General features: G+C 66.2%; 24 protein-coding genes, 1 pseudogene and 1 riboswitch. Of the genes and pseudogenes, 17 read left to right on the top strand and 8 right to left on the bottom strand.

The features are described 5' to 3' along the window. The first annotated feature begins 19 nt into the window (after positions 1 to 19). The 4 genes from glpD (at position 20) to glnA (ending at position 4,319) form a co-directional block, all read left to right on the top strand. On the top strand, positions 20 to 1,465 hold the full coding sequence (gene glpD / locus EAH84_RS04835; protein WP_140868582.1) for a glycerol-3-phosphate dehydrogenase: 1,446 nt from the start codon (positions 20 to 22) through the stop codon (positions 1,463 to 1,465). After that, positions 1,458 to 2,444 (top strand): rhodanese-related sulfurtransferase, encoded by a 987-nt coding sequence (locus EAH84_RS04830; protein ID WP_140868579.1) that lies wholly within the window; start codon positions 1,458 to 1,460, stop codon positions 2,442 to 2,444. Before glpD ends, EAH84_RS04830 begins: the two co-directional genes overlap by 8 nt. An 89-nt stretch (positions 2,445 to 2,533) precedes the next feature. After that, positions 2,534 to 2,872, top strand: coding sequence for a P-II family nitrogen regulator (locus EAH84_RS04825; protein ID WP_140868576.1), 339 nt, complete (start codon positions 2,534 to 2,536; stop codon positions 2,870 to 2,872). A 34-nt stretch (positions 2,873 to 2,906) separates the two neighbouring features. Further along, complete coding sequence (gene glnA, locus EAH84_RS04820; RefSeq protein ID WP_140868573.1) at positions 2,907 to 4,319, top strand: type I glutamate--ammonia ligase; 1,413 nt, start codon at positions 2,907 to 2,909, stop codon at positions 4,317 to 4,319. 335 nt (positions 4,320 to 4,654) lie between these two features. Here glnA and gcvPB read toward each other — a convergent pair whose 3' ends face one another. From gcvPB to EAH84_RS04795, 5 genes are all read right to left on the bottom strand, one after another. Next, on the bottom strand, positions 4,655 to 6,217 hold the full coding sequence (gcvPB, locus tag EAH84_RS04815; RefSeq protein WP_140868570.1) for an aminomethyl-transferring glycine dehydrogenase subunit GcvPB: 1,563 nt from the start codon (positions 6,215 to 6,217) through the stop codon (positions 4,655 to 4,657). A gap of 106 nt (positions 6,218 to 6,323) precedes the next feature. Beyond that, positions 6,324 to 7,685 carry an aminomethyl-transferring glycine dehydrogenase subunit GcvPA gene (gene gcvPA, locus EAH84_RS04810; protein ID WP_140868567.1) on the bottom strand — a complete coding sequence of 454 codons (1,362 nt, stop codon included), beginning with the start codon at positions 7,683 to 7,685 and terminating at the stop codon, positions 6,324 to 6,326. A 108-nt stretch (positions 7,686 to 7,793) separates the two neighbouring features. Next, positions 7,794 to 8,165 (bottom strand): glycine cleavage system protein GcvH, encoded by a 372-nt coding sequence (gene gcvH / locus EAH84_RS04805; RefSeq protein ID WP_140868565.1) that lies wholly within the window; start codon positions 8,163 to 8,165, stop codon positions 7,794 to 7,796. Further along, positions 8,165 to 9,337, bottom strand: coding sequence for a glycine cleavage system aminomethyltransferase GcvT (gene gcvT, locus EAH84_RS04800; RefSeq protein ID WP_140868562.1), 1,173 nt, complete (start codon positions 9,335 to 9,337; stop codon positions 8,165 to 8,167). The genes gcvH and gcvT overlap by 1 nt, the downstream gene beginning before the upstream one ends. Positions 9,338 to 9,496: 159 nt before the next feature. Next, positions 9,497 to 9,589: riboswitch (glycine riboswitch) on the bottom strand. A gap of 67 nt (positions 9,590 to 9,656) precedes the next feature. Then, on the bottom strand, positions 9,657 to 10,292 hold the full coding sequence (locus EAH84_RS04795; protein ID WP_194150357.1) for a hypothetical protein: 636 nt from the start codon (positions 10,290 to 10,292) through the stop codon (positions 9,657 to 9,659). 121 nt (positions 10,293 to 10,413) lie between these two features. On the opposite strand from EAH84_RS04795, the gene ispH reads away from it, so the two are divergent. Genes ispH through rnhA form a run of 3 tightly spaced genes read left to right on the top strand, consistent with a single transcriptional unit; the run spans position 10,414 to position 12,763 of the window. Continuing rightward, positions 10,414 to 11,370: a 4-hydroxy-3-methylbut-2-enyl diphosphate reductase gene (ispH, locus tag EAH84_RS04790; RefSeq protein WP_140868559.1), complete on the top strand. Its 957-nt coding sequence runs from the start codon at positions 10,414 to 10,416 to the stop codon at positions 11,368 to 11,370. A 5-nt stretch (positions 11,371 to 11,375) separates the two neighbouring features. After that, complete coding sequence (thrB, locus tag EAH84_RS04785; RefSeq protein WP_140868557.1) at positions 11,376 to 12,326, top strand: homoserine kinase; 951 nt, start codon at positions 11,376 to 11,378, stop codon at positions 12,324 to 12,326. Beyond that, positions 12,323 to 12,763, top strand: coding sequence for a ribonuclease HI (gene rnhA, locus EAH84_RS04780; protein WP_140868554.1), 441 nt, complete (start codon positions 12,323 to 12,325; stop codon positions 12,761 to 12,763). The genes thrB and rnhA overlap by 4 nt, the downstream gene beginning before the upstream one ends. A gap of 10 nt (positions 12,764 to 12,773) precedes the next feature. Here the strand turns inward: rnhA and EAH84_RS04775 are convergent, their stop codons facing one another. Both EAH84_RS04775 and EAH84_RS04770 read right to left on the bottom strand, forming a co-directional pair. Next, positions 12,774 to 13,862, bottom strand: a complete 1,089-nt coding sequence (locus EAH84_RS04775; RefSeq protein WP_140868551.1) for an NAD(P)/FAD-dependent oxidoreductase — start codon at positions 13,860 to 13,862, stop codon at positions 12,774 to 12,776. Beyond that, on the bottom strand, positions 13,859 to 14,827 hold the full coding sequence (locus EAH84_RS04770) for an alpha/beta fold hydrolase (RefSeq protein ID WP_241656472.1): 969 nt from the start codon (positions 14,825 to 14,827) through the stop codon (positions 13,859 to 13,861). Before EAH84_RS04770 ends, EAH84_RS04775 begins: the two co-directional genes overlap by 4 nt. A 20-nt stretch (positions 14,828 to 14,847) precedes the next feature. Between EAH84_RS04770 and EAH84_RS04765 the strand changes: the two genes are divergently transcribed. From EAH84_RS04765 to EAH84_RS04730, 8 genes are all read left to right on the top strand, one after another. Beyond that, positions 14,848 to 15,324 carry an A24 family peptidase gene (locus tag EAH84_RS04765; RefSeq protein ID WP_140869244.1) on the top strand — a complete coding sequence of 159 codons (477 nt, stop codon included), beginning with the start codon at positions 14,848 to 14,850 and terminating at the stop codon, positions 15,322 to 15,324. A 49-nt stretch (positions 15,325 to 15,373) separates the two neighbouring features. Beyond that, a complete protein-coding gene (gene cpaB, locus EAH84_RS04760; protein WP_140868548.1) occupies positions 15,374 to 16,417 on the top strand; it encodes a Flp pilus assembly protein CpaB in 1,044 nt (347 codons plus the stop codon). A gap of 1 nt (position 16,418) precedes the next feature. Beyond that, positions 16,419 to 18,020, top strand: a complete 1,602-nt coding sequence (locus EAH84_RS04755; protein WP_140868545.1) for a type II and III secretion system protein family protein — start codon at positions 16,419 to 16,421, stop codon at positions 18,018 to 18,020. Positions 18,021 to 18,031: 11 nt separating this feature from the next. Beyond that, entirely contained in the window at positions 18,032 to 18,667 is a 636-nt protein-coding gene (locus tag EAH84_RS04750) for a CpaD family pilus assembly protein (protein ID WP_140868542.1), read from the top strand. 1 nt (position 18,668) lies between these two features. After that, the gene (locus EAH84_RS04745) at positions 18,669 to 19,958 is read left to right on the top strand and encodes an AAA family ATPase (RefSeq protein ID WP_140868539.1); all 1,290 of its coding nucleotides are present in this window, start codon (positions 18,669 to 18,671) and stop codon (positions 19,956 to 19,958) included. Positions 19,959 to 20,019: 61 nt separating this feature from the next. Next, positions 20,020 to 20,994 carry a type II secretion system F family protein gene (locus tag EAH84_RS04740; protein ID WP_140868536.1) on the top strand — a complete coding sequence of 325 codons (975 nt, stop codon included), beginning with the start codon at positions 20,020 to 20,022 and terminating at the stop codon, positions 20,992 to 20,994. A 19-nt stretch (positions 20,995 to 21,013) separates the two neighbouring features. Beyond that, complete coding sequence (locus tag EAH84_RS04735) at positions 21,014 to 21,997, top strand: type II secretion system F family protein (protein ID WP_194150356.1); 984 nt, start codon at positions 21,014 to 21,016, stop codon at positions 21,995 to 21,997. Between the two features lie 54 nt (positions 21,998 to 22,051). Further along, positions 22,052 to 22,441: a hypothetical protein gene (locus EAH84_RS04730; protein ID WP_140868533.1), complete on the top strand. Its 390-nt coding sequence runs from the start codon at positions 22,052 to 22,054 to the stop codon at positions 22,439 to 22,441. Between the two features lie 159 nt (positions 22,442 to 22,600). Here the strand turns inward: EAH84_RS04730 and EAH84_RS16330 are convergent. Further along, positions 22,601 to 22,904 (bottom strand): annotated as a pseudogene (locus tag EAH84_RS16330) (DDE-type integrase/transposase/recombinase); the annotation flags it as partial. A gap of 39 nt (positions 22,905 to 22,943) precedes the next feature. On the opposite strand from EAH84_RS16330, the gene EAH84_RS16525 reads away from it, so the two are divergent. Further along, on the top strand, positions 22,944 to 23,078 hold the full coding sequence (locus tag EAH84_RS16525) for a hypothetical protein (RefSeq protein ID WP_277753720.1): 135 nt from the start codon (positions 22,944 to 22,946) through the stop codon (positions 23,076 to 23,078). 170 nt (positions 23,079 to 23,248) lie between these two features. Continuing rightward, a partial coding sequence (locus EAH84_RS04725; RefSeq protein ID WP_140868377.1) for a transposase occupies positions 23,249 to 23,458 on the top strand: 210 nt, incomplete at its 3' end.

Below are 23,458 nucleotides of genomic sequence, written 5' to 3'. Positions count from 1 at the left end.
CTGGCATGACGGAATCGATATGACCTACGATCTTCTCATCATCGGTGGCGGCATCAACGGCTGTGCGATCGCACGCGAGGCGGCGTTGCTTGGCCAGCGCGTGCTGCTCATCGAGCGCGACGATCTCGCCAGCCACACCTCGTCGGCCTCGACAAAGCTGATCCACGGGGGCTTGCGCTACCTCGAATATTACGACTTCGGGCTGGTCTCGGAGGCGCTCCACGAGCGCGAACGGCTACTAAAGGCCGCGCCGCACCTGATCCGCCCGATGCGCTTCGTCCTGCCGCATGAGCATGCGGTGCGCCCATGGTGGATGGTGCGTGCGGGACTGATCCTCTACGACTTGCTCGGCGGCAGAAGCTCGCTCAAACGCTCGCGCGGCCTGCGCAAGAGCGACGCCGCGTTCCGCGCGCCGCTGCAGGGAAACGGGCGCGGCTTCGTCTATTCGGATGCGTTCGTTGACGACAGTCGCCTCACCCTCGCCAATGCGCTCGACGCCGCCGCCAACGGTGCCGAAATCGCGACCCGCACCGCGCTGGTCGGCGCACGCCGGTCCGGCGACGGGTGGAGCGCGACGCTTTCGGACGGGCGCGACGTCACCGCGCGGATGCTCGTCAACGCTGCCGGGCCGTGGGTCGGCGAGGCGCTCGGCCGGGTCGGGGTCAACAGCGCCGCGCAGGTCCGGCTGGTCAAGGGCAGCCACATCGTCGTGCCGCGGCTCTACGACGGCGATCACGCCTATATCCTCCAGCAGCCCGACCGCCGCGTCGTGTTCGCGATCCCCTATCAGCGCGATTTCACCGAGATCGGGACGACCGACATCCCCGTCGACGCGCCCGAGGATGCGCGGATCGACGACGGCGAGATCGCGTATCTCTGCGAGGCGGTGAACCGCCATTTCACGACGCAGATCACCGCCGCCGACGTTACCTCAACCTGGTCCGGCGTCCGCCCGCTTTATGACGACGGCGCGACCGACGCGAAGGCGGTGACACGCGATTATGTGCTCGAACTCGACACCAACGGTGCGCCGCTGCTGTCGGTGTTCGGCGGCAAGATCACCACCGCGCGCCACCTGGCCGAAGAGGCGTGCGAAAAATTGCTCGGCAACGCCGCGCGCCCCGTCACGCGCGACCGGCGCTTCCCCGGCGCGCCCGCCGATGGATATGACGCATTGCTCGCGCGGGTGGCGCGGCGCTGGCCGTTCCTGGGCGACGCGCGCGCCGCGCGGATGACGCACGCCTATGGCGAGACGCTGTTCGCGATGCTCAGCGCGGTCGTCTCGGAAACCGATATGGGCGAGCATTTCGGCGCCGGGCTCACCGCGGTCGAGCTCGACTGGATGCGCACCCACGAATGGGCGACCACGGTCGAGGACGCGCTCGCGCGCCGGAGCAAGATCGGGCTGGTGCTTGACGAAGCGCAGCGCGCGCGCGTCGAGCAATGGTGGGCCGCGCATGACTGACATTCGTATCGCCGCGCTGTATCGCTTCACCGCCTTCGCCGACCCCGCGGGGTTGCGCGATCCGCTGCTCGCCGCGTGCGCCGCGAACGGGGTCAGGGGCACGCTGCTGCTCGCGACCGAGGGGATCAACGGGACGATCGCGGGGTCGCCCGACGGCGTCGCGGCGGTGATCGCGCAGATCCGCGCGCTGCCCGGCTGCGCCGATCTCGACGTCAAATATGCCGCGGCCGATGCGCTGCCGTTCCACCGGACCAAGGTGCGGCTGAAGCGCGAGATCGTGACAATGGGCGAACCCGCCGCCGATCCGGCGCACGCGGGAACCTATGTCGATCCCGCCGACTGGAACGCGCTGATCGACGATCCTACGACGGTGGTGATCGACACCCGCAACGATTACGAGGTCGCGGTCGGGACATTTGCGGGCGCGGTCGATCCCGCGACGCGCGCGTTCGGCGATTTCCCCGCGTGGTTTCGCGACCACCGCGACGCGCTGCTCGCGGGCAAGACGCGGGTCGCAATGTTCTGCACCGGGGGCATCCGCTGCGAGAAGGCGACCGCGTTGTTGCGATCCGAAGGGGTCGAAGACGTGTTCCACCTCAGGGGAGGGATCCTGAACTATCTCGAGACGGTGCCTGCCACGGAGAGCCGCTGGCAGGGCGAATGCTTCGTGTTCGACGAGCGCGTCGCGGTCGGCCAGGGGCTCAGCCCCGGCACCCACGCGTTGTGCCGCGCGTGTCGCATGCCGGTGTCCCCTGACGACCAGGTCTCTCCACTGTACGAAGAAGGCATCGGTTGTCCGCGGTGCCACGCGACTCGCACCGAGGCGCAACGCGAGAGCTATGCGGAGCGGCATCGCCAGGCCACGCTGGCGGCGGCGCGTGGCGAGGCGCATGTCGGGCGGGTATTCGCCGCGGACCTGCCCCCGAAGCAGGCATGCGCTGGCGATCTGCCCGATTTCCGGGCAGCCGCACCGCGATAAAGGCGGTTGCCCGCAGGCGCGGCTGCTGGCACGTTTGGTGCAAGACGCCCCTTGGGCGAGGGTTAAACGAGTGAGAGGGCAACAGCGCCGTGAAAAAGGTCGAGGCGATCATCAAGCCCTTCAAGCTCGATGAGGTCAAAGAGGCGCTTCACGAGATCGGCGTCAGCGGCATCACCGTGACCGAGGCCAAGGGCTTCGGGCGGCAGAAGGGCCATACCGAACTCTATCGCGGTGCCGAATATGTCGTCGATTTCCTGCCCAAGGTGAAGATGGAGGTCGTGGTCGAGGATTCGCTGGCCGAACGCGTCGTCGAGGCGATCGCCGCTGCGGCGCAGACCGGGCGGATCGGCGACGGCAAGATCTTCGTGATCCCGGTCGAGACCGCCTTGCGCATCCGCACCGGCGAACGCGACGACGCCGCGATCTGAATTAGAATTCCGTCAGAAAAAGAGAGAAACGACAATGGCGATCAAGCCGAACGACATCCTGAAGCAGATCAAGGACGAGGAGATCGAGTGGGTCGATCTGCGCTTCACCGATCCCAAGGGCAAATGGCAGCATCTGACGATGGTCGCTTCGCTGATCGGCGAGGACGAACTGACCGACGGGCTGATGTTCGACGGATCGTCGATCGCGGGGTGGAAGGCGATCAACGAATCGGACATGACGCTGATGCCCGATCTCGATGCCGCCTATATCGATCCGTTCTCGGCGACGCCGATGATGATCCTGTTCTGCGACATCGTCGAACCGTCGACCGGCGAAGGCTATAGCCGCGACCCGCGCACCACCGCCAAGCGCGCCGAGGCGTATCTCAAGGAAACCGGGATCGGCGACACCGTCTATGTCGGCCCCGAAGCCGAATTCTTCATGTTCGACGATGTCCGGTTCGAAAACGCGTATAACACGTCGTATTTCAAGATCGACGACATCGAACTGCCGACCAACACCGGTCGCGAATATGAGGGCGGGAACCTCGCTCACCGGCCACGCGCCAAGGGCGGCTATTTCCCGGTCGCGCCGGTCGACAGCGCGGTCGACATCCGCGGTGAGATGGTCTCGACGATGATCGAGATGGGCCTGCCCTGCGACAAGCATCACCACGAGGTCGCCGCCGCGCAGCACGAACTCGGCCTCACCTTCGGCACGCTGACCCAGACCGCGGACCGGATGCAGATCTACAAATACGTCGTCCACCAGGTCGCACACGCCTATGGCAAATCGGCGACCTTCATGCCCAAGCCGATCAAGGAAGATAACGGGTCGGGGATGCACACCCATTTCTCGATCTGGAACGGCAAGGAGCCGCTGTTCGCGGGCAACGGCTATGCCGGGCTCTCCGAGATGTGCCTGTTCTTCATCGGCGGCATCATCAAACACGCCAAGGCGGTCAACGCGTTCACCAACCCGACCACCAATAGCTACAAGCGGCTGGTGCCCGGATACGAAGCCCCCGTGCTGCTCGCCTATTCGGCGCGCAACCGGTCGGCATCGTGCCGGATTCCCTATGGCACCGGACCGAAGGCGAAGCGCGTCGAAGTGCGGTTCCCCGATGCGATGGCCAATCCCTATCTCGCCTATGCGGCGTTGATGATGGCGGGGCTCGACGGCATCCAGAACAAGATTCATCCCGGCGAGGCGATGGACAAGAACCTGTACGACCTGCCGCCCGCGGAGCTCGCCGAGGTACCCACCGTCTGCGCATCGCTCCGCGAAGCGCTCGATTGCCTGTCGGCGGATCACGACTTCCTGCTGAAGGGCGACGTGTTCACCAAGGATCAGATCGACAGCTATGTCGAGCTGAAGATGGAAGACGTCGTGCGCTGGGAAATGACCCCCAGTCCGGTCGAATATGATATGTACTATTCGCTGTAATCCTCGTACCGCCTCCCCGTTCCGCGCATTCCGCGCGGGGACAGCAGAAGGGCGTCCGGAGCGATCCGGGCGCCCTTTTGGCACGCCTGCGCCAGCCGCAAGGTGCTGGCGTGGCGGCTATCGAACACGAATGGGCGTGGCCGCTGGACGGGCAAAGTGTCATCGAAGGGACAGCGAATCCTCACCCTCGACGTGGAAAAGCAATCGTGGGCCGTCACGAGGTCGATAAGCGCGCGACTCGCCTCTATCTTTGCCGCAAGCAGGGTTAGTCTCGCGCTGGCAACGTCGCCGCTCTTATTGGCGAATGGCGAGCACCCGTTTGGCGGGAGTGTGGGCTAGGTTACCGCCAGCCCGGGTTCCTTCCAGACCAGCACCGGCTTTCTTGCCGCGAGCGTCTCATCGAGGCGGCTGCGCGGCGCGAAGTGCGGTGCGGTCTTGAGGCTGGCATCGCCCGCCTTGGCGCGCTCGGCGACCGAACGCAGCGCACCGATGAACTGGTCGAGCGCGGCCTTCGATTCGGTTTCGGTCGGCTCGACCAGCATGGCTCCGTGAACGACGAGCGGGAAGTACATCGTCATCGGGTGATAGCCTTCGTCGATCAGCCCCTTGGCGATATCAATCGTCGAGAAACCGTCGGCGAGGCCATCGTCGCTGAACAGCGCCTCGTGCATGCACGGGCCGCTGCCGCCGAATGGCGCGTCGAGCGTGTCGTTGAGACTGCGGAGGATGTAATTGGCGTTAAGCACCGCGTCCTCGGCGACTTGGCGCAGTCCGTCGGCGCCGTGGCTGAGCATGTAGGTGAGGGCTCGCGTAAACATCCCCATTTGCCCGTGGAACGCGACCATGCGCCCGAAGCTCGACGCATGGTGATCGCCCGCGGTTTCTTCCTCGACCAGCGCGAAATGGTCGCCCTGCTTTTCGACGAAGGGGAGCGGCGCGAACGGGGTCAGCGCGTCGGAGAACACCACCGGCCCCGAGCCCGGCCCGCCGCCGCCGTGCGGGGTCGAGAAGGTTTTGTGGAGGTTGATGTGCATCGCATCGATGCCGAGATCGCCGGGCCGGACGCGCCCCACGATCGCGTTGAAGTTCGCGCCGTCGCAATAGACATAGCCGCCCGCGGCGTGGACCGCGTCGCTGATCGCCTTGAGGTCGCGTTCGAACAGCCCGCAGGTGTTGGGGTTGGTGATCATCACCCCCGCGACATCGGGGCCGAGCCGTGCGGTGAGCGCCGCGGTATCGACGCGGCCCTCCGCCGTCGCCGGGATATCCTCGACGCTGAAGCCCGCGAAGGCGGCGGTGGCGGGATTGGTGCCGTGCGCCGATTCGGGGACGAGGATGACCTTGCGGTCAGTATCGCCGCGCTTGGCGAGCGCCGCCTTGATCGCGAGGATGCCGCACAGTTCGCCATGCGCGCCCGCCTTCGGGCTCATCGCGACCGAGGCCATGCCGGTCAGCGTGACCAGCCAATGCGCGAGCTGGTGGATCACCTCGAGCGCGCCCTGGACGGTGTCGGTCGGCTGAAGCGGGTGGACATCGGCAAACCCTGGCAGCCGCGCCATCTTCTCGTTGAGCCGCGGGTTGTGCTTCATCGTGCAGCTGCCGAGCGGGAACAGGCCGAGGTCGATCGCGTAGTTCTGGCGGCTGAGTCGGGTGTAATGGCGCACCGTCTCTGGCTCCGACAGGCCGGGGAGGCCGATCGGGGTTTTGCGCGTCAGATCGCCGAGCCGCGAGCCCGCGACATCGCCCTCGGCGAAATCGACACCGGTGGTGTGGGCATCGCCGATCTCGAAAATCAGCGGCTCTTCGAGCATGAGCGCCTTGTTACCCGTAAACGTCGGCGCGGCGGCGGCGCCGCTCGCGGGGGCGGTGGGGCGCCAGCCGGACTGGTTGATGGTCATCGAAGGGCTCCCGAAAAGCTACCGTTCGCCCTGAGCGTGTCGAAGGGCGTTGGCGCCAAGCGTGCTTCGACAAGCTCAGCACGAACGGTGGTAGAATGGATGAAGCTCATGCCAGTGCCTCCTCGAGCGCGACGGCGAGGGTTTCGACATCCGCCTCGCTCGTGGTCTCGGTAACCGCGACGACCAGCCCGTTCGCGAGCGCGCCTTCGGACGGATAGAGCCGCCCGAGTGATACCCCCGCGAGGATCCCGCGGTCGGCGAGCGTGCGGACGATCGGGCGCGCTTCCTGGCCGAGGTCGAGCGTGAATTCGTTGAAGAAGCTGTCGTTGACGAGGCGGACGCCAGGAATTGTCGCGAGACGGTCAGCAGCGCGGCATGCGCCTGCGTGGTTGATCGCCGCGAGCCTCCGCAACCCCGCTTCGCCAAGCAAGGTCATGTGGACCGAGAATGCCAGCGCGCACAGGCCGCTGTTGGTGCAGATATTGCTCGTCGCCTTTTCACGGCGGATATGCTGTTCGCGGGTCGAAAGCGTCAGCACGAAACCACGGCGGCCGTCGGCGTCGACGGTCTCGCCGCACAGCCGCCCGGGCATCTGACGGACGTATTTTTCCTTGCAGCCGAACAGGCCGACATACGGTCCGCCGAACTGAAGCCCGACGCCGATCGACTGGCCTTCGCCGACGACGATGTCGGCGTCCATCTCGCCGGGCGATGTGATCGCGCCGAGCGCGACGGGTTCGGTGACGACCGCGATCAACAGCGCCTTTTTGGCGTGGCAGGCGTCGGCGAGCGGCTTCAGGTCGGCAATCCGGCCGAGGATGTCGGGATACTGCACGACGACGCAGCTGGTATCATCGTCGATCTTCGCGATCAGACGCTCCTCGAAATCGGTGTCCGCGGTGAGCCGCGGGGCCGCGGTGTCGAGCACGTCGCCGGTATATTTGGCCATCGTCCTGGCGACCGAGACATAATGCGGGTGGAGCCCCGCCGACAGGATCGCCTTGCCGCGGCGCGTGATCCGCCGCGCCATCCCGATCGCTTCCCAGCACGCGGTCGAGCCATCATACATCGACGCGTTGGCGACATCGGTCCCGAGCAGACGGGCGACCTGGGTCTGGAATTCGAACAGCATCTGGAGCGTGCCCTGCGCGATCTCGGGCTGGTAGGGTGTGTAGGCGGTCAGGAACTCACCGCGCTGGATCAAATGATCGACGCTGGCGGGAACGTGATGCTTGTACGCGCCGCAGCCGAGGAAAAACGGTGCATCCCCCGCGGTCAGGTTCTTGCGCGCCAAGGCCGACATATGGCGTTCGACCGCCATTTCGCTGGCGTGCATCGGCAGGTCGTGGATCGGGCCATCGAGGCGGGCGACGTCGGGCACGTCGACGAACAGGTCGTCGATCGACGATGCGCCGATCACCGCGAGCATGTCGACACGGTCGTGGCCGGTAAGAGGCAGGTAGCGCATGATTGGCTCCTCCCCTCCCGCTTGCGGGAGGGGTCGGGGGAGGGCTTGTCGAGAGAGAAATCAGGAGGACAGGCCCTCCCCTAGCCCCTCCCGCAAGCGGGATGGGGATTACAGCTTCGCGACGAACGCCTCGTAAGCACCTTCGTCCATCAGCTCGTCGAGCTCGCTCGCGTCGCTGATCCCGATCTTGAAGAACCAGCCGTCGCCCTCGGCGTCGCTGTTCACCAGCGCAGGTTCGTCGGCAAGCGCGGGGTTGCCCTCGATGACGGTGCCCGAGACCGGCGAATAGACATCGGACGCGGCCTTGACCGATTCGACGACCGCGGCCTCGTCACCCTTGGTCAGCGACTTGCCCTCTTCGGGCACGTCGACGAACACGATGTCGCCGAGTTGGCCTTGCGCGTAATCGCTGATCCCGACGGTACCGATCTCGCCATCGACATCGACCCATTCATGATCTTCGGTAAAGTAACGGCTCATCACTTGCCTCCTGCACGGACATAGCGGTGGGGAACGAAGGGCATCGCGGTAACGATCCCGGTGTGGATCTTGCCGCGCTGGACGATCTGCACCCGGGTGCCGACCTCTGCCATCGCGGTGGGAACATAGGCCATCGCGATCGGCGCGCCGAGCGTCGGCGCGAAGCCGCCGCTGGTCACCCTGCCAACGGTGGTTTCGTCGGCGTCGATCACCGCGGCGCCTTCGCGCACCGGCTGGCGGCCCTCGATGACGAGGCCGACGCGACGGACGATCGCGCCGTTTTCGCGCTCCATCAGGATGCGCGCCGCGCCCGGGAAATTGGCTTCCTCGCGGCGGCGCTTGCTGCCGACCGCGAAATTGAGCGCGGCCATGATCGGAGTCGTCTCGGTATCGAGGTCATGGCCGTAGAGCGGCAAATCCGCCTCGAGCCTGAGCGAATCGCGCGCGCCGAGGCCGATCGGCTTGACCTCGGGCTCGGCGACGAGCGCATCGGCGAGCAATACGGCGTGTTCGCCGGGCACCGACATCTCGAAGCCGTCCTCGCCGGTATAGCCCGATCGGCTGATCCACAGCTGCGTACCGTTCCAGTCGAAATGGTCGCCGGTCATGAACACCAGCGCCTCGACCCCCGGCACTAGCCGCGCCAGCGCATCGACCGCCTTCGGCCCCTGGAGCGCGAGCAGCGCGTGGTCGTCCATGTGGTTCAACGTGATGTCGTCGGGCAATTCCATCCGCAGATGCCCGATATCCTCGTACTTCACCGCACCGTTGACGACCATGTAGAGCCCGTCGTCCCAGCGCGTGAACATCAGGTCATCGAGGATACCACCACCCTCGTCGAGCAGCAGCGAATATTTCTGCGCGTTGGGCTTCACGCCCTTCACGTCGGCGGGAATCAGCGTTTCGAGCGCCTCATCAAGCCCCTCGCCGGACAGGAAGATCTGACCCATATGGCTGACGTCGAACAGCCCGGCGCTTTCGCGCGTCCACAGGTGTTCGGCCATGATGCCGTCATATTGGACCGGCATTTCATAGCCCGCAAACGGGACCATCCGCGCGCCATGCGCGCGATGCCAGGCGTCGAGCGGGAGCAGATCGATGACCGCTGCCTCGACCTCCGCATCGTCGCGCGCCGCGATCTCGGCCGCGATATCATGGACTGGCTCACTCATGGTCCGTCTCCAAAGGGCGGGGCGCGCGAGGGTTCCCGCGTGCCGACCGTTACCCCCTCTGTCACGGGACCTGAGAGCTTTCGCGAGACCCCTGCTGATCAGGCCGCGCTTACCCCTTCGGTGGCCCTCGCCGAAACGAGGACGCTTTCCAGAGTGTCGGTGGCGCGCGCGGTCCCGTGTGCCTGAGAGATTCCGGGGTGGTTGCTCCTTCGGCGGCGTCCTTGGAGGAACGCTCTCTCCCGCGCGTGCCCGTCACGGTTGCCCGCGACCGACGCGCCATGCTGTGGCCGCGCGCCGAAACCGAGTCAATCGCGACGTGTTACCGCTGGGCGTTATATTTCAGCTGGTCGTCGGTCAGCTGGAATCCGACCAGTGCCTCGAACGTAACGCGGAGCACCGCCTGGCGGATTTCGGGCTTGCTGAGCGGATCGACCGCGGCATCCTGATCCCCCGGTTTGCGGCGACGGGTGAGCTCGGCGCGAACATCGTCGGGCAGGGTCGCGGCGGCGCGCGCGATCTGCGCCGAGCCAGCGGCCGATGCCTGCGCCCGGTCGCGACCCGCATCGAAATGGACCGTGACGCTACCGACGCGCTTCGCGACGACCGCGCTGCCACCGCGGACGACGGTGACGAAATACGGCAACACGACATCGCGCGCGGCTTCGGTATGCGTCCGCCGCGCGATCACGTCGAACGTCACCGCGGTATTGACCTGATCACCGGCATCGCCGCAGGTCGAACGGACATCGGTGATCGTCGCGGTGACGTCGATCGCGGTCGAATCGCGGCTCGTCGCGGGATCGAACAAGGTGATGTCGCCAGTCCCCGCGGGCACCGCGACCTGCGGACAGGCGGAACGGACCGCGGTAATCCCGCCATCCTCGATTTCACCCTTACCGGCACAGCCGCCGAGCACGAACACGAGCGCCGAAGCGGCGAGAAGCGGTGTTTTCACGAAAACGCATACCTTCTTAAGCGGGCGGGCGCCCGGGATGAGAACGGGCGGGCGCCGATCGGGCGGCACCATAGGAACCGGCTTTCACCCGCGCAAGCAATCGCGTAGTGAAACCCGCATCATGGCTGCACCCGACAAACCCGTCCTCGAACTCATGATCGCGGCCCCCCGCGGCTTTTGCGCGGGAGTCGATCGCGCGATTCGGATCGTCGAGCTCGCGATCGAGAAACATGGCGCGCCGGTCTATGTCCGCCACGAGATCGTCCACAACAAGTTCGTCGTCGATACGCTGCGTACGCAAGGCGCGGTGTTCGTCGAGGAGCTCGACGAGGTGCCCGACGGCGCGCCGGTGGTCTTTTCCGCGCACGGCGTGCCCAAATCGGTACCCGCGGAGGCGCAGGGCCGCGGACTCGACTATCTCGATGCGACCTGCCCGCTGGTCAGCAAGGTCCACCGCCAGGCCGAACGGCTGGTCGCGGCGGGGCGGCACATCGTGTTCATCGGGCATGCCGGGCATCCCGAGGTGATCGGCACCTTCGGCCAGGTGCCTGAGGGATCGATGACCTTGGTCGAGACGGTGGCCGATGCCGAAGCGCTGGCGTGCGCCGACCCTGCCAACCTTGCCTTCCTGACCCAGACGACGCTGTCGGTCGACGATACCGCCGAGGTCGTCGCGACGCTGCAACGCCGGTTCCCCGCGATGCAGCCGCCGCGCGGCGAAGACATTTGTTATGCGACGTCGAACCGGCAGGAAGCGGTCAAGGCGATCGCGGCGTCGTGCGACGCGATGCTCGTCATCGGCGCGCCCAATTCGTCCAATTCGGTCAGGCTGGTCGAGGTCGCGCAGCGCGAGGGTACCCCCGCCCGGCTCATCCAGCGCGCGAACGAGCTCGACTGGGACTTCCTTGAGGGCGTCGGCACGCTCGGCATCACCGCGGGCGCGTCGGCTCCCGAACTGCTGGTCCGCGAACTGGTCGATCATCTCTCGACGCGGTTCGACGTGATCGAGCGCGAGGTCGAAACCAAGCGCGAGACGATCGCGTTCAAATTGCCACGCGGCCTCGACGCCGCGGCCTGAGCGCGGTGGCGGTCTACACCCATGTCTCCGCGGAATCGCTCGCCGCATTCCTGTCGCGCTACGATGTCGGTGCGCTGGTCTCCGCCAAGGGGATCGCCGAGGGGGTCGAAAATTCGAACTATATGGTCGACACCACCCAAGGCCGCTATTTCCTGACGCTGTACGAAAAGCGCGTCGCGAGCGCGGACCTGCCCTTCTTCCAGGCGCTGCTCGACCGGCTCGCGGCGGCGGGATGCCCGGTGCCGCGGATGCTGCCCGACCGCACCGCAACGACGATCCAGACGCTCGCCGACCGGCCCGCCTGCCTGATCGAATTCCTGCCGGGCGTGTCGCTCAGCCATCCCACCCCCGCGCAGGCCCACGCCGTCGGCGCGGCGATGGCGGACATGCATGCTGCGGTCGCGGACGCGCCGTTCGCGCGACCCAATACGCTGGGCCCCGCCGACTGGCAGGCGCTGTTCGCATCGTGCGCGGACCAGCTCGACACGATCGAGCCGGGGTTGCGCACGCGGGTCGATCGATCGCTGACCGATATCGTCGCGCGCTGGCCGTCGGACTTGCCGCGATCGATCATCCACGCCGATCTGTTTCCCGACAATGTCCTGATGCTGGACGATTCGGTAACCGGACTGATCGATTTCTACTTCGCGTGCACCGATATTCGCGCCTACGATGTCGCGGTGATGCACACCTCCTGGGCTTTCGACGCGACCGGCCGCCGCTATGATGATGCCGTCGGCGCGGCCGCCGTCGCGGGATATTGCGCGCGCGGTCGCCTGTCCGACGCCGAGCGCGGCGCACTGCCGGTGTTGGCGCGCGGCGCGTGCCTGCGATTCCTGCTGACCCGTGCCTATGACTGGATCCACACCCCGGCCGACGCGCTGGTGACCCGCAAGGACCCGCTCGCCTATCGCCGTCGGCTCGACGCCTATGAGGAAAGGAATCTCTTCGCATGACGATCGTCGAGATCGCGACCGATGGCGCGTGCAAGGGCAATCCGGGGCCGGGTGGCTGGGGTGCGGTCCTGCGGGTCGGGGACAGTGAGAAGCTGTTGTCGGGGGGCGAGCCTCATACCACCAACAACCGGATGGAGCTGACCGCCGCGATCGAGGCGCTCAACGCGCTGATTCGGCCATGCAAGGTGACGCTGTCGACCGACAGCAAATATGTCATGGATGGCCTGACCAAGTGGATTCATGGCTGGAAGCGCAACGGCTGGCTGACCGCGAGCAACAAGCCGGTGAAGAACGCGGAACTCTGGCACGCGCTGATCGCCGCGACCGAGCCCCACGACATCGAATGGGTCTGGGTCAAGGGCCATGCCGGGCATCCCGACAACGAACGCGCCGACCAGCTGGCCAGCGCCGCCGCGGTCGCCGCGGCGGCAGGCTGACGCTACGAACTCACCTGACCGGTCCCGCGAATCGGCCCGGCGCATAGCGACTTGGGTCGAGCCCTGCGGGCGGATCGGTGCCCAGCATTAGCGCGGCGGCGAGCGAAGCGGCGGCGGGCGCGGTCTGGATACCGAACCCGCCCTGCCCCGCGAACCAGAAGAACCCGGGCGCGGCGTTGTCGAAGCCATAGACCGGATGCCGATCGGGCGCGAAGCTCCTGAGCCCCGCCCAGCGCCGCTCGACCGCAACCACCCGCCAGTCGACGACCTGTTCGAACCGGTCGATCGCGATCGCGACGTCGAGCTCCTCCGCCGCCGCGTCGCACGGGTCGGTCGGGGTCTCGTCGTGCGGGCTGAGCCACAGCTTGCCGCCCGCTTCGGGCTTGAAATAGAAACCACCGGCGATGTCGGCGACATGCGGGATACCCGGCGCCGTCGGCGGATCGGTGCGCAGCTGGACGACGGTGCGGCGATACGGCTGGATGCCAAGCGGCGCGACCCCACACCGGATCGCGACCGGGTCCGCCCAGGCGCCCGCCGCGTCGACCAGGACGCGCGCGGCGTGAATCCCCGCGCTCGTGTCGATCCGCCATACGCCGTCGTGGCGCTCGGCGTGCTCGACGCTGGCGCTCGTCACGAGATCGCCACCGGCGCGCCGCACCCGCGCGAGGCAGGCCGCGTGGAGACCCGCGACATCGATATAGGCGCAGCTCGGTTCGCTCACCCCCAGCGTCCATTCGGGCCGCAGGCCGGGGACGAGCGCGGCGGGATCGACCCGTTCGAGCGGGACGTGCGTGCCCGCGAACGCGGCGAGGAAGGCGTCGATTCGCGACTGATCCTGCGCGCGGCCGATGTGGAGCGAGCCGAGCGGTTCGAGAAACCCCCCGTCGCGCAACGGCGGGCCCGACGCGCTGGTGAGCGGCTGGATCCCCGGGCCACCATAGGTTTCGGACCAGAATGCCGCCGATCGCCCGGTCGCATGATAACCCGCGACCTCCTCCGCCTCGAGCACAACGACTCGGGCATGGGGCGCGAGTTCCGCCGCCAAGCTGGCGCCGGCGATCCCCGCGCCGACGATCGCGATGTCGTAGGTCGTCATGCGTGGCGGTTGAGAAAGCTGTCGATCATGGCGTAGACCCGGTCGCGCACCGCGTCCGATTCGCGCAGCAACTCGTGCGCGGCCTCGTCGCCGAACCGGATCAGGGTCGCATCGGGCAATGTCGCGGCCAGCCGGATCGCGGCGCGTGAATCGACCAGACCGTCGGCATCGGGGACCAGCATCAGGATCCGTACGGTGATCGTGGCGATCCGCGGATCGGTCGCCAGCGCGCGGCCCGAACGAAACGCTTCGGCAACCCACGCCCAACTCGGCGGGCCGAGGAGCAGGTCGGGCTTTCGTTCATACCACCACGCCTCGTCCTCGAACCGCCCGACATCATGCGTCAGCAGCCGCTGGCGATGCCCCGCCGAGCGCTGGTCCGGCCTGACCCGCCACGCCGCCCGCGCCGGGTCGCCCATTCTCGCCATGATTCGGGCGAGCCAGGCGCCCGCCCATGCGCCGATCGGCGATCGGATGCCGACCATCGGCGCGACGAGGACGACCGCGGCCGGATCGATCGCGCGCTCGGCCAGCGCGCGAAGCGCGATGTGGCCGCCCATCGAATGCGCGATGAGCATCGCGGGGCCGTCCGCCTGCTGCGTCCACTCGTCCCAGAAATCGGCAAGGTCGCGCACGAAGATCGCGAAATCGGCGGCATGGCCTACGCGGGAATTGGGCGACAACCGCCCCGATCCACCCTGGCCGCGCCAGTCAAACGTCGTGACCGACCAGCCTTCCGCATGAAGATGGCCGAGGATTTCGAGGTATTTCTCGACGATATCGCCGCGCCCGCCCAGGACAAGCACGCGCCCCCGCGGCGTCGCAGCCGGCCAGTCGAACCGGCGATGCGCCCAGCCATCGCGCGCGCGCCACGTCGAAAAACTGGCATCGTCGGCGATCGCGCGGCGGACGGCGAGGGAAGGATCGGCGGTCATCGCGCCTACGGTTACTTTTTCGAAAGCCATTGCGTCTACCTGTTTGCCCGATGGGGTGGGAAAATCTTCTTTCGGTGGCGCTGGTCGTCGCGCTGGGGCTGATGCTGGTCTCGGCGGGGATCGAGGACGTGCGCGTCCGCGAGATCGCGAATTGGAAGAACGCCGCGATCGCGCTCGCCGCGCCGCTGTTCTGGTGGAGCAGCGGGCTGTCGCTGTGGCCCGACATGGCGGTGCAGCTGCTGTTCGCAGGGATCGTTTTCGCGATCTTCTGCGGGGTATTCGCGATGGGCTGGATGGGCGGCGGCGACGTGAAGCTGATCGCCGCGCTGTCGCTCTGGATGCCACTCGTCAGGTTCGTCGACATGATGATCATCATGTCGATCGCGGGCGGCGTGGTGACGCTGGTCATGGTGATCGACAGCGTGATCCGCAAGAGTTCGCGTGCAATCGAAGTACCTTACGGCGTCGCGATCGCGATCGCCGCACTACTCGTATTGCGCGAACCACTTTTTAACCAGTTTTCGTAGATGATTAACGCCGGTGCAATCCTACGCACCCCGAAAGGCCGGATGAGACATGGATAGTCGCAAGCTCGCTCTGTTGGCAGGTGCCCTGGTCGTCGCATTGATGACCGCGTTCTTCGCGCGATCGCTGATCGCGGGCAGCGCGGCGCCGCAAGCCTCCGCGATGGGTCAGCCGGTCGTCATCGACGGCCCCGAGGTGCTGGTCGCCACGCGGGCGCTGCCGGTCGGCACGATCCTGGACGCCACCGCGCTAAAGTTTCAGCCCTGGCCCAAGGAAATGGTCGACGGCGCCTATTATCTGAAGGCGCAGACCAACGTGCAGTCGCTTCAAGGCACGGTGGTGCGCAACGCAATCACCGCGGGCCAGCCGATCACGCAGGGCGCGTTGGTCAAGCCGGGCGATCGCGGCTTTCTGGCCGCCGCGCTCGGGCCGGGGATGCGCGCGGTCACCGTGCCGGTGTCGGCACAGGCCGCGGTCGCAGGCTTCGTCTTTCCGGGCGACCGGATCGATCTGGTCCTGACCCAGACCGTGACCGGTGGCGGCGAAGGTGCCCCACTCAAGGTATCGGAGACGATCATGCGCAACCTGCGCGTACTCGCGACCGACCAGCGCACGGACAATCTGGTCGGTGAAGATGGCAAGACCCAGGTCCGCACCTTTTCGAACGTCACCGTCGAAGCGACCCCTAAAATCGCCGAACAGATCGCGGTCGCGCAGACGCTGGGATCATTGTCGCTCTCGCTGCGCAGCCTGGCGGACAATTCGGCCGAGCTGGAACAGGCGATCGCATCGGGCGCGGTCAAGGTTCCCGACGGCGATCCCAAGGCGGAAAAGGACATGTTGATCCAGCTCGCCAGCCAGCCGCAGACGGGCAACACCACGTTCGCGACCGGCGCCGACGTATCGCGCTATCAGCGCAGCACGGTGCCCGGGAAGGCATCCACGAACGCTGGTTTCGGGGGCGCGCCGATGCAGAGCGCGCCTGGCTACACACCGCCGTCCGGCACGGCCTCCGCCGTCGCACCGGTCGGACCCGTCGTGCGCGTCGCGCGCGGCAACAACGTGACCGTGGTTCCGGTCGGGGGGAAGAATTAAGATGCGTATCTCGATGACGCAAATCGGCCTGCCGCTGGCGGTCGCGCTTGCATCCGCCGCCACGATTCCGTCGCCGCTCGGGGCGCAGGCCAGGATCGCCAGCGCTCCCGCGCTGGTCGAGGTCAACACCGGCCGCGGCCGATTGGTGACGCTCGCCACGCCGATGACCGACGTCTTCGTCGCCGACGACGCGATCGCCGACGTGCAGGTCCGATCGCCGACGCAAATCTACATCTTCGGCAAGAAGCCGGGCGAGACGACGATCTCGGCGACCTCGCGCAGCGGCGCGGTCGTCTATTCGTCCACCGTACGGGTCGGCAACAACTTCGATTCGATCGGGTCGATGCTGGGGCTGGCGATGCCCGACGCGCAGATCGTCGCGACGCCGATGAACGGCCTGGTCCTGCTGACCGGCACCGTCGCCCAGCCCGAGGACGCCGCCGAAGCCGAGCGCCTGGTCCAGGCCTATGTCGGCGATGCGACCAAAGTGCTCAGCCGCCTGAAATCCGCGACGCCGCTGCAGGTCAACCTGCAGGTCCGGATCGCCGAGGTCAGCCGCAATTTCGCCAAGAACATCGGCAGCAACCTGTCGACGATCGACGGCACCGGCGGCTTCAAGTTCGGCGTGGCGACAGGCCGTGCGCCGGGAACGACCTTCACGACCGATCCTAATCTGCCGCTCGGCGTCGGTTCGGGCACCGTGTCCGGTTACACGATCAATCCGATCGACGGGAAGATCATCGCGGCACCGGGTTCGTCGATCCAGAAGGGTCCGCTGACCACCACGTTTGGGGGGATCGGCAAGTTGCTGGGTCTCAACCTGCTCGGTGCGCTCGATCTGGGCGAAACGCTGGGGCAGGTCTCGACCCTCGCCAATCCCAACCTCACAGCGCTGTCAGGCGAGACCGCCTCGTTCCTGGCGGGCGGCGAGATACCGATCCCGATCAGCCAGGGGCTCGGGGCGGTGTCGGTCGAATATAAGCAATATGGCATCAGCCTATCATACACCCCGACGGTGCTGTCCGATGGCCGCATCTCGCTGCGGGTTCGGCCCGAGGTATCGCAACTCAGCGCCGCAGGAGCGGTCCAAATCAACGGTACGACCATCCCAGCGTTGACCACGCGGCGCGCGGAAACGACGCTGGAACTGGGATCGGGGCAGAGCATGATGATCGGCGGGCTGCTGCAGAACAGCACGCAGAATTCGATCGAGAAGACCCCGGGGCTGGGCGACGTGCCTGTGCTTGGCGCGCTGTTCCGCTCCAACGGATGGCAGCGCAACGAGACCGAACTCGTCATCGTCGTCACGCCGTATCTGGTGAAGCCGGTCAACAACGCCGCCGACATCGCGCTGCCGACCGACGGCTATCGCGCCCCGACCGATCTCGGCCGCGTGTTCCTGGGCGAGCTTGGCAGCGGGCAGAGCGGCGCGCAGCGTCCCGTCCCGACCATGGCCGGCACCGCGCCGGTCACGCCGACAATCGGCGCCGCAGCGGCGGTGCCGACCATGCCCTCGCCCCAGCCCGTCCCGGCGCGCCGCGCCGAGACCAAGGCGATCAACACCAAAAAGGGCGCGATCCCCGCCCCCGGCTTTTCGAATTGAGGATGCCCGTCATGATCAAGCACAAGCTCCTCCTTGCCGCGCTGGCGCCGACGATGGCGATCGGCGGGTGCATGGGCACCGAAAACCGGGGCCTCGAATCGGTCCATCAGCCGGTTATCGCGCGCACCGACTATGCGATCGATCTCGCGGTTCGCGGCGGTACGCTCGCCACCGGCGAGCGTCAGCGGCTGACCGGCTGGATGAACGTCATGAAACTGGGGTTCGGCGATCGGATCTCGATCGACGATCCGGCCTATGAAGGCCCCGGCGCCCGCGGCGATGTCGCCGCGGTGGTAGCAAGCTATGGCCTCCTGCTCGCCGAGGAGCCGCCGGTCGCCGCCGCGCCGATCACGCCTGGGACGATCCGCGTGGTGGTTAGCCGGATGCGCGCGAGCGTACCCGGATGCCCGGATTACAGCCGCGATTCGAGCCATGAGTTCAACGGCAACGCGTCGTCCAACTATGGCTGTGCGACCAATTCCACGCTCGCCGCGATGATCGCGCGCCCCGAGGACCTGGTCCGCGGCCGCGCCGCCGACAGCTCGCTCGATCCGGCGACCTCGACCAAGGCGATCGACGCCTATCGCAAGGCGACGCCCACCGGGAACGGCAACACGGTGAAAACCGAGAGCGCGAAGGGCAACTAAGATGAACGCACCCTGGAAACCCGCCGGTGTCGGATCGCGCGATCCCTTTGCCGCCTATGTCTGCGACGATACCACGGTCGAAACGATCCGGCCGATCGCGACCGACCTTGGTTGGTCGATCGACAAGATCTTCAAGGGGGGCTTGCGCAACGCGATCCAGTCGCTGTCGGTCTCCGCGAGCCCGATGATCCTGTTCGTCGACCTCGCCGAATCGGGCGATCCGCTCAACGACATCAACGCGCTGGCCGAAGTCTGCGAACCCGGCACCGTCGTGATCGCGGCGGGTCAGGTCAACGATGTCCGGCTGTATCGCGACCTGGTCGCGAGCGGGATCCAGGATTATCTGCTGAAGCCACTTCATCCGGACATGCTGCGCGAAGCGTTCGGCCATGCGCAGACGATGCTCAACGCGCCCAAACAGACCGAAGCCGCGGTGGAACGGCCGCACGGCGCGATCGCGGTGATCGGTGCGCGTGGCGGCGTCGGCGCATCGACAATCTCCGCTGCGCTGGCGTGGCTCATGGCGGAACGCGAAAGCCGTTCGACCGCACTGCTCGATCTGGACATCCATTTCGGCACCGGCGCGCTGGCGCTCGATCTCGAGCCAGGCCGCGGGCTGACCGATGCGATCGAGAACCCCAGTCGCATCGATGGCCTGTTCATCGAACGCGCGATGGTTCGGGCGACCGAAAAGCTCGCGGTGCTGAGCGCGGAGGCCCCGATCAATACCCCGCTGATCACCGACGGCACCGCCTTCTTCCAGCTTCAGGAAGAAATGCGATCGGCGTTCGAATGCACGATCATTGATCTGCCGCGTGGGATGCTGGTCCAGTATCCGCACCTGATGACCGAGGTGCAGGCCGCGATCATCGTCACCGAACTGACGCTGGCGGCGGCGCGCGACACGATCCGCCTGCTGTCGTGGCTGAAGACCAACGCGCCGCGCACCACGGTCACCGTCGTCGCCAACCGCGTACACGCGTCGGGGCAACTCGAGATCAGCCGCAAGGATTTCGAGGGATCGATCGAACGCAAGATCGACCAGGTCGTACCGTTCGACCAGAAGCTGCTGACCCAGTCCGCGAAACTGGGGAAGACCGTCGCGGAGGCGGGCAAGAATTCGAAGACGATCGCGCCATTGCTCGCACTTGCCCGGGGCCTCTCGCATTTGTCCGACGAAGACGACGCCGCGCTGCCAACGGGCGCGACCCGCAAGGGCGATACCGCTCCCAAGGGTAAATCACTGATGAGCGGCTTTTCGTCGATAATCCCGAAGCGTGCGAAGAAATGACGCGGGCGGCCTCGCGCAGGGGCCCGCCTGACGGCAAGAGATTGGGAGCCGAGCGACCGCGATGGAACTGATGCCCTTTATCATGATCGCGACCGGCGCGATGGTCGTGCTCGCCATGGCAGTGTTCGCGTTCGTCGGCCCTTCCCCCCAACGCGCGCAGGCGCGTCGGTTGACCGCGGTACGATCGCGTCACGGCGACCGGGCATTCTCCCCCGAGGCGCAGTTACGCAGCATTTCGACCGCCAAATCCACCTCCAAGACCGAGGCGGCATTCGGACGGCTGCTCCCCAATCCCGCCCAGCTGGCCAAGCGGCTAGCGATGACCGGCAAATCGTGGACGGTCGGCCGCTACGCGATGATATCGGCGGGTTTGTTCGCGATCGTCGCGCTGCTGCTGGCGATCAAGGGCGCCCCCATCCTGCTCGCGATCTTCATGGGTCTGTTTGTCGGTATCGGCCTGCCGCACAAGTGGGTGAGCATGCTGATCAAGCGGCGGATCAACAAGTTCACCAACAAATTTCCCGACGCGATCGAGCTGCTCGTCCGTGGGCTTCGGTCGGGCTTGCCGGTGACCGAGACGATTTCGGTCGTGGGCACCGAGGTTGCGGGTCCGGTCGGCGACGAATTTCGCATGATCACCGACAAGATGAAGATCGGCAAGTCGATGGATTCGGCGTTGCAGGATACCGCGGATCGGCTCGGCACTCCGGAATTCCAGTTCTTCGTGATCACGATCGCGATCCAGCGCGAGACCGGCGGCAACCTTGCAGAAACGCTCGCGAACCTGGCCACCGTGCTGCGCCAGCGCGCGCAGATGAAGCTCAAGATCAAGGCGATGTCGTCCGAATCCAAGGCCTCGGCCTATATCGTCGGATCGCTGCCGTTCATCGTGTTCGCCATGATCTGGGTGATCAATTCGAGCTATATGCAGAATTTCTTCGTCGATCAGCGGCTGATGATTGCCGGCATCGGCGGGTTGATCTGGATGGGGCTCGGGGCGTTCATCATGGCCAAGATGGTCAATTTCGAAATTTAACGGCGGGGCGAGACGGATCATGAACGCAACGGCCGGACCGACGATCATGGGGATCGATGTGCTGTGGGTGGCGACGATGCTGTCGGGCATCGCCGCCTTCGCGGTGGTGATCGCCATCTATGCGGTCACCACCGTTAGGGATCCGATGGCCAAGCGCGTCAAGGCGCTGACCGACCGCCGCGAACAGCTGAAAGCGGGCATCACCGCGTCGACCAAGCGCCGCGCCAAACTGGTCCAGCGCAACGACACCGCCGACCGGATGCGCACGCTGCTGTCGACCTTGAAGGTTCTCCAGGATAGCCAGGTCAAGACGGTACAGACCAAGTTGATGCAGGCGGGCATCCGGTCGAAGGAGTGGGCGGTCGCGGTGATCTTCGGTCGGCTGGTCTTGCCGATCGTGTTCGGCGGACTGGCGCTGTTCCTGGTCTATGGCACCGACATGGTCGCGGCCTATGGCCCGTTGAAGAAATACGGCATCGTCGCGGTCACCTTCATCCTGTCGTACAAAGCCCCCGATATTTTCCTCAAGAACAAGATCACCAAGCGCAGCAACGCGATCCGCAAGGGGCTTCCCGATGCGCTCGACCTGCTCGTGATCTGCGCCGAGGCGGGGCTGACGGTCGATGCCGCCTTCGGGCGCGTCGCGCGCGAGCTGGGCCGGGCCTATCCCGAACTGGGCGACGAGTTCACGCTGACCGCGATCGAGCTTGGGTTCCTGACCGAGCGACGCCAGGCGTTCGAAAACTTGGCGATGCGGGTCAATCTGGACGCGGTGAAGGGTGTCGTCACGACGATGATCCAGACCGAGAAATATGGCACCCCGCTCGCCTCCGCGCTGCGCGTGCTGTCCGCCGAATTCCGCAACGAACGCATGATGCGCGCCGAGGAAAAGGCCGCGCGGCTGCCCGCGATCATGACCATCCCGCTGATCCTGTTCATCCTGCCGACGTTGTTCGTCGTCATTCTGGGTCCGGCGGCGTGTTCGATCAGCGACGCGTTCTAATCGCAACCACTGGCGTTGAGGATCGTTGAGCTTCCGTAACAGGAGACACCGACGATGCTATTTTCCACTCCCACCCAGTTCGCGGTGCTCGCGCTGCTGCTGATCGCCGGCTGGTTCCTCGGGCTCGCGAGCCATCCGGGCGGGCGCAAGTGGAAGGAACGCTATCTCGCCGAACGCGACGCGCATGCCGCCAACCGCAAGACGTGGGACGCCGAGCACAAGACGCTGACCGCGCAGACTGACGAACGGATCGCGACCGCCAAGACCGGGCTCGACGACCGCGAGGCCGACCATCGCGACCGGATCGCCGAGCTTGAACGCGAGAACGAACGGCTGCGCACCGCAGCGCCAGTGACCGCGCAGACGGTCGCGCCGCGCCCCCGCGCCGCAGCGCGTCCCTATGCCGCCGACGACCGCAAGCGCGGCTGGTTCGATTTCAGCTAGAGCGTGACCGGATTACGGCAGCGAACTTCTATTGAGTCTTCATCAGCCGGAATCTGACCATCGCTCGCTCTCGTCGTCGGAACGGCAGATCGCTGGGTGCCGTCAGTCCAATGCGAACCAGTCCCTCGACGATACGGGTCGGGCTTTGAGCACGGCCGCCTAGCTCGACAGTTGTTGCCACTCAGCCAGCGCGGCTGAGCGTCGTTCTTTGTAGGTCTGGCGGCCGACGAGATGGCGTTCGAGGTCAAAGTGATTGTGGACGTTGGCGTGGACCGAAGCGAACTTCTGTAAGGTTTTCATTCGCCTTGAACCGCAGCATTGCCCGCTCCCGTTGTCGGAACGGCAGATGGCTGTTCGCCACCCGGTCGTTCGCCCAGCGGCCGACCTCCTGCTTCTCATGGTTGCCGAGATCCCTCATCGCCGCGCGATACGAGCGCAGTCCGTCCGTGGTGATCGCCGCTGCCGATGACCCCTGCCGGCTCCGTCGACATCGCCAGAGACCGTGTCGCTCCTCGACCAGCACCTCGACCGGTTGCGCGCTGCCGCCCTATCGCCGGATGCGGATCCCACCGATCGATCGGCGCTGGCGTTCTACGAACTGCTCATCCAGACGATCGGACACCGCGGCCGCCGCTGATTCGCGGTTGCCGGTCAACGATCGGTTGAGCCGCTAGCCTGGCTTTCAACGGTCATTTCGCCTGATCCCACGCAGCCACGCAAATCAGAGGTGGCTCGGGAAATCTGAACAGCGGGGATAAGTGGATTGCCGATCTGACCGCGGCCATGTTGGCCGCCCCAGGAGGCAAGATGAGCAAGCGACCCCGCCGGAATCACAGCCCGGCGTTTAAGGCCAAGGTAGCTCTGGCTGCCGTAAAGGGTGAGAAGACGCTGGCCGAGTTGGCGCAGCAGTATGACGTGCATCCAAACCTCATCAACCAGTGGCGATCCCGGCTGCTGGAGGGCGCGGCGGACGTATTCGGATCGGAGCCGGCCGCGAGCGAACCGGCGATCGACGTG

It is taken from the genome of Sphingomonas oligophenolica (genome assembly GCF_006438955.1).
GTDB lineage: Bacteria > Pseudomonadota > Alphaproteobacteria > Sphingomonadales > Sphingomonadaceae > Sphingomonas > Sphingomonas oligophenolica_A.
Note: the sequence above shows the minus strand (reverse complement) of the source record. Positions and strands in the feature narration are given on the sequence as shown.